The organism is Stenotrophomonas sp. P5_B8 (assembly GCF_054049855.1).
In genome coordinates this window covers 1-5,704 of sequence record NZ_JBFULO010000237.1, presented here as the reverse complement: position 1 = coordinate 5,704, position 5,704 = coordinate 1, and the positions used below count along the sequence as shown (strand labels likewise).

Sequence of the window (5,704 nt, the reverse complement as noted above, 5' to 3'; positions counted from 1 at the left end):
CCTCCAAGGGCATGGGAGCCCAGCGCCCGACCCACCGACCAGCCCAAAAAGCCTGGCTTCCGCCTGCTTACCGCAAGCCGCTACGGGGCCCTGACGCTCGCGGCAGGCCCGAACGGAGAAGACATCCCAGGCACGCCGTGATGCCCGGATGGAAGCCGAATACTTGATCGGCTTTTGCTGTAGCACCTGGCCACCCGACCAGTAAGGGCGAATAACCCTCGCCGCACTGTCTTCACTGATCCTGACCACGCGCTGTAAAGGGTGTAACAGCAGGCGTAACACGGGTGATACACCTGAAAGAAAGCGAGCAGCGGCGGGCCTGTGCGGCGCGTGATGTGCTTGTTCAGCAGATGTTATTTCCAACGGATCTGTAACAACCCTGTTGCCGCGTTACACCCTGAGATGCCGAAAAGGCCCGCAATGACGGGCGTTGGACGTTGGCACGAATGCTGCGTTACCCCTCGGCACGTTTCGAGGAGGTCGCCATGGACAGCGTTGTTGCATACCGCATCATCCCCGCAGGTGGCTGGCTSCTTGCCGCCGCGCTCGCGTTGCCCTGCGCGGCGCACGCCTCCGGCGCACGCCAGGGTATCAAGGCGCAGCCCGGTGAAATCGTCCTGCTGCGCGATGTCTCCACCCGGCCGGCCTACCGGCCTGCGCCGCCCGGCATGGCCTTGATCGCCGATCCCTCGCCCAAGCGCGAAGTCGCCCAGGCCCTTGGCACGTCCAGCGGCATGGATGAACTCAGCGACGACGACTATGCCGCCCTGGGCTCCAACACCGGCGCCGGCGTTACCCATGCGCCGACCACCATCGAACGCGTCACCGGACATACCGTCAACGCGACACTGGGCAAAGTCACCGACAGCGGCATGCTGTCCGGCGGCCAGCTCAGCACCACCATCGGTGGGCCCATGGGGGCCGTCACCGGCGCCACCCGCGGCATCGGCGACCAGGTGCGCGGCGCACTGGCGCAGTTCCCGTTGGGCCAGCCGGTAGGCGGGCCAGGCAAATGAACCGCCTGCCGCGCATCCTGCTCATCGCCGCCGTCATCGCCGCGCCGCTGCCGCTCTGCGCGCAGCAGGCCGATGACTACGCCGCCATGCTGTCCTACCTCAACACCAGCCGCATCGACGGCCGCGCGTTGTCCGGCGCCGAGGGTGCCATCACCGTCAACATGGTCGCCGGCGACCTCAACCAGCAGGCCAACCTGCTGGGCATCGCCAACGGCCGCAACGCCCATATCGCCGTCAACGCGCGCCAGCAGCAGGCCGACAACCAGGTGACCGGCGACGGTCCCCTGCACGCCAGCGCCAGCATCGGTGGACAGGCACTCAACGGCGCCAGTGGCGTCGCCATGATCAACCAGGCCAGCGGCACCGGCAACGCGACGCGCAACGTCGTCACCGCCACGCTGGCGCAACAGGGCATACGCGAGTCGAACGATGCGGCCTTGGCCGCGTCGGGGGCGCTTGCGTCAGCAGGGGGGCAGGGGGCCGTCAATCGCGGTCGGCCGGCCGGAACCCGCAGCGTCGCGGTGGAAGGCACCGCGCTGCAGGGCTTCGACGGCGTCCTGCAACTCAATCAGATCGCGGGATCCGGCAACGCCACCGCAAACCAACTGAGCATCTCGGTGCAGTCCACCCCGTGAGTAGTCACATCCACCCGATTGTCTGTGATGAGAGAGAGGGCACCATGAACACCAACATGCACCGTACCGTATTGGCCATCGCGATCGCAGCCGCGTCCGCGTCCGTCGCCGCGCAGGACAACCAGAACCAGAGCGCGTTCATCAACCACCTGCACAACGTGGTGGAAACGCGCACCAACCTCAACACCAACGTCGATACCGATGTTGATACCAACATCGACACCAACATCGAAACCAATACGCGCAACGACAACGATTCGCGTACCTGGAACCGTACCTGGAACAACACCCGCAACAACAACACCACCAGCAACACCGATACCACCAACAACAGCACCACCAACAGCAGCGTGACCCGTACCCGCGACGTCACCGTCAACGAGAACGTCAACAAGACCAGTAACATCCAGGCCGACGAGCGCCAGGAAAAGAACAACCACGGCGTCGACGTCAACCTTGAAAAAGACATGCGCCTGAGTTCGGACGTGAACTTCTCGGGAGATCCGGAAATCACCGGCTCGATCGACCTCGACTCGGCCGCCATCGCCATCATCGACAACCGCCAGTCGATCACCGACAACGCCGCCTCCAACAGCCTGGTCACCAACAGTGCCTCGATCGCCGATGACGTCGGCTCCGATGCCTCGGGCAACCTCGGCTTCAACGTCGCCGCTGGCGACAACAACGCCCAGGACAACGCCGCGTCGCTGTCCGCGGCCGATGCCTCCTTCAGCTTCGGCATGGCCGACGCCGAAGTGTTCGTCAACCAGTACGGCGCCGGCAACACCACCCTCAACTCCGGCGTGACCAACGCCGCAGGCCTGGGCGGCAATGCCTTCAGCAACGCGTCGGGCAACATCGGTGCCAACGTCGCCTCGGGCAACAACAACGAGCAGAAGAACGCGCTCGCCGCCTCGGTGGCCACCAGCGCCTATGCGACCTCGAGCATCAGCTCCAACCAGGTCTCCACCGGCAACAGCGTGGCCAACGCCGGCTACCTGCGCTCCATGACCGACACCGTCAACGTCAGCCTGCGTGGCCGCGTCGCCGGTGGCACCCTGGCCGTGGGCGCCGGCACCTACAGCGGCAGTGGCAGCGCCTACCAGAAGGACAACTACTACCTGGATTCCTGGAGCGGTGAACTGCCGCACCCGGGTGGCAACCCGACCGGCCACCTCGACATGGACAACGAGATCCAGAACGCAACGGCCAACCCGAACCGGGAAGGCGTGGGCGGTATCGCCTTCGATACCGATGAAAGTGGCACCAGCCGGTTCGTCGAACTGGGCGTGGCCGATCTGTATGCCAGCCTGAGCGGCACCGTCTCCACCACCCGTTGGGTGAACGTGGATGCGACCAACACCGCGGCGTTGTCCGGCAGTGCGTTCTCCGGCGCCTCCGGCAACATCGGGGTGAACGTGGCGGCCGGTACCGGCAACCTGCAGGCCAACAGCCTGGCCCTGGCCGTTGCGCAACCGTCCACCGGCGGCGGTGGCGGCACCGGCGAGTAACGTGATGTCCGTTTTCGCAAGCAGTACGCGTTGAGCGCAACAAACCCGGCTACCCGCCAGTAGCCGGGCTCCCGGGAGTCCCTGTCCCATCCTCCCCCTTTGGGGCAGGGGCTCCCTCCTTTTTCCGGAGTGACGTCGATGTTGAAGCAAGCGCTGTGCGGATCGTTGCTGTGGCTGATGCTGCCGTTCGGCACTGCACGTGCCGGTGATGTCGGCTTCAGTGGGGTGCTGCCCAACGGGGCGGTGCTCACCCAGCGCGTGGAAAGCATGCAGGAACGGCGCTTCCGCAACGTGGTGCGGCAACACACCGATTACAGCTGTGGCGCGGCGGCGCTGGCCACCATCCTGCGTTACGCCTACCACCTGGAAGCCGACGAAGGCACGGTGATCGAAGGGATGATGGGGGTCTCGGACCCGCAACTGGTCCACCAGCGTGGGTTCTCGCTGCTGGACATCAAACGGTATGTCGAATCGATGGGCATGCGCGGACGCGGCTACCGCGTCAACGAGGAGCGCCTGCGCTCACTGCGCGTGCCCGGGCTGGTGTTGATGGATGTGCGTGGCTTCCGCCACTTCGTGGTCCTCAAGCAGGTTCGCGACGATGTGGTCGATGTCGCCGACCCGATCCTGGGCAACCGCAGCATTCCCGTCAGCGAATTTCTACAGGCGTGGCCGTCGCGCGCCGTGTTTGTCGTGATCGGTAGTGACTTTGATCGCAACACGGTGTTGCTGCTCCCCGGCGAACGGCCCAGCGCGCGTTCGCTGTACGCCCGGCAGGGGCCGATCACCGACGCGGAACTGGTCGATTTCGGTTTCACCCACGCCGACTTGTTCTAGGAGGCACCATGAACATTGCACTGTGGACGCAGCGCGTGCTGCTGCTGACCCTGCTGGGGGCAGCGCCGCTTCACGCCGAAGAAGGTCGGCCCGGCAAGGGCCTGAATGAGATACCCGATCCCGAGCTGAGCCTGATGCGTGGGCGCTATACGGTCAACGGCAACAGCGTGGCCTGGTTCGGGGTGACCATGATCACCCAGTGGAACAGTGGCGGGCAGGCCGCGCGCAGCGCACTCACGCTGGGCATGGATTTCAGCCACGGCGCTACGCCGAAGGTCAGCTTCAGTCCGTCGGTGACGGTGACCGCCGCCGATGCGCCGCTGCCGGTGACGCCCGGTCGCAGCATCGATGCGAGCGGCCTGCAGAACGTGGCGGGCCTGACCCAGAGCATCCAGGTCGCCGGTGACGGCAATGTGGCCAGCAACACCACCCACCTCAACGTACGCGATGGCATTGCACCGGCCGAAGGCAGCGCGGGGCCGACCCTGGCCAGCGTGCAGCAGGGCGGGGTCAGCGCGGTGGCGCAGCTGGACGGCAACACCGCCAAGGTGCAGGTGCAGATCGAGGGCGTCGGCGCGGTGCAGCAGTGGATCCGCAACGGCAGCGTCGGCCAGAGCATTGCCATCGGCAGCGATGGCCAGGCGGTGAGCAACCGCATGCAGATCGATCTTGTCCGGCAGTCGCTGGCCAGCAACGTCCCGMTCGGCCAGAACGTGGCCCAGGCGATGACGCTGGTGCGCGGTGTCGGCATGGGGCCCGGCCAGTAATCCAGGGCCGGGCAGGGGGAGTGACAACACAACCGTGGGCCAAGGCACATGCACACCTCGATACACGCAACCCCGTTGGCGCTGGCGGCGCTGGCACTGATGGCGGCCGCCGGCGCACACGCGCAGCCCGCACCGGCCGACGAAGCCGACGTCAAGGCACTGATCACCCAGCTGGAAACACTCAAGGCCAACTACGCGCAGGAAGTGCGTCGCCTGCGCGAGCTGGACATGCAGGTGCAGGCGATGCAGGCGCGGCTGTCTGGCAAGACCGCGCCGATCGCGGGCGCCAACGCCGGGCCGCCCCCTTTGCCAGCCGACACCCCGGCTGCCGCGCCCAGCGCCGACGGCTATGCCAGCAGCGCTGCCGAAGCGCAGCAGGCCAAGCAGCCCTCGCGACGCAGCGTGGATGACGTCAAACAGCAGCAGGCGGCGTTGTTCAGCCGTCGCTTCACCATCGAAAACAGCCTCACCTACTCACGCTATGACCGCAAGCAGGTCACCCTCAACGGTTTCCTGGCCCTGGATGCGATTTTCCTGGGCAACATCGCCATCGARAACGTCGAGTCGGACACGCTGACCTACAACCTGGCCGCGCGCTGGGGTGTCAGCCCGCGGCTGACCTTGAACCTGGACGTGCCCTACCTGGCGCGCAAGACCGTGTTCCAGAAAGGTGGTGCCGGGGGCTCGGCGGCGGCGATCGCGCAGGAGGAAACCACCGGCAACGGCATTGGCGATGTCGGGATGAGTGCCAACTACCGGCTGTTTGCCGAGCATGGCCGCTGGCCGGAAACCGTGCYGACGGCCGGTGCCACCGCGCCGACGGGGCGCGCGCCGTATGGCGTGGACTGGAAGGTACTCGAACGCGACGATGACGACTTCATCCGCTTCGCCGTGCCCGAACAACAGCCCACCGGCAATGGGGTATGGCAGGCCAACAT

General features: G+C 66.1%; 6 protein-coding genes. All 6 read left to right on the top strand.

All coding sequences use genetic code 11. The features are described from left to right. The first annotated feature begins 485 nt into the window (after nt 1–485). Nucleotides 486–1,016 carry a hypothetical protein gene (locus tag ACXJKH_RS13180; RefSeq protein ID WP_457319898.1) on the top strand — a complete coding sequence of 177 codons (531 nt, stop codon included), beginning with the start codon at nt 486–488 and terminating at the stop codon, nt 1,014–1,016. Continuing rightward, nucleotides 1,013–1,651, top strand: a complete 639-nt coding sequence (locus tag ACXJKH_RS13175; RefSeq protein ID WP_457319896.1) for a hypothetical protein — start codon at nt 1,013–1,015, stop codon at nt 1,649–1,651. The genes ACXJKH_RS13180 and ACXJKH_RS13175 overlap by 4 nt, the downstream gene beginning before the upstream one ends. A 44-nt stretch (nt 1,652–1,695) precedes the next feature. Beyond that, complete coding sequence (locus ACXJKH_RS13170; RefSeq protein ID WP_457319895.1) at nt 1,696–3,162, top strand: adhesin; 1,467 nt, start codon at nt 1,696–1,698, stop codon at nt 3,160–3,162. Nucleotides 3,163–3,300: 138 nt separating this feature from the next. Then, nucleotides 3,301–3,999, top strand: coding sequence for a C39 family peptidase (locus ACXJKH_RS13165; protein ID WP_457319893.1), 699 nt, complete (start codon nt 3,301–3,303; stop codon nt 3,997–3,999). Nucleotides 4,000–4,007: 8 nt separating this feature from the next. Further along, the gene (locus ACXJKH_RS13160) at nt 4,008–4,766 is read left to right on the top strand and encodes a hypothetical protein (protein WP_457319891.1); all 759 of its coding nucleotides are present in this window, start codon (nt 4,008–4,010) and stop codon (nt 4,764–4,766) included. A gap of 48 nt (nt 4,767–4,814) precedes the next feature. Next, the coding region (locus ACXJKH_RS13155; RefSeq protein ID WP_457319889.1) for a hypothetical protein at nt 4,815–5,704 on the top strand (890 nt) is incomplete at its 3' end.